Raw genomic sequence first — 237 nt, 5'->3', positions numbered from 1 at the left:
GAAAAGGCTGCTCTCTATAACGTTCAAAATTTCTTCCCATGAATCTCTCACTTTGCAATTCCTGTGGTGATCGGCTATCATGCACCGACTGTGAACACCCTTCAATGGCCGTAAGCGTGATTGTAAAAGTTCCACCCGTTTTCCCCTGCTCCTGACCAATGGTATATGCGTCATCACACACAACAAGCCATTTTCTTTCAGGCCGAAACGTACATATGATTTCGTATGGATCGGGCC

The 237-nt window shown here is 46.0% G+C and carries 1 protein-coding gene; it reads right to left on the bottom strand.

What is annotated here, in order from left to right:
- On the bottom strand, positions 1 to 181 hold a 181-nt coding region (locus R0J87_RS24510), incomplete at its 3' end, for a hypothetical protein (protein ID WP_498889646.1).
- Between the last annotated feature and the right edge of the window lie 56 nt (positions 182 to 237).

The organism is Halomonas sp. SIMBA_159 (assembly GCF_046536035.1).
Taxonomy (GTDB): Bacteria; Pseudomonadota; Gammaproteobacteria; order Pseudomonadales; family Halomonadaceae; genus Vreelandella; species Vreelandella venusta_A.
Note: the sequence above shows the minus strand (reverse complement) of the source record. Positions and strands in the feature narration are given on the sequence as shown.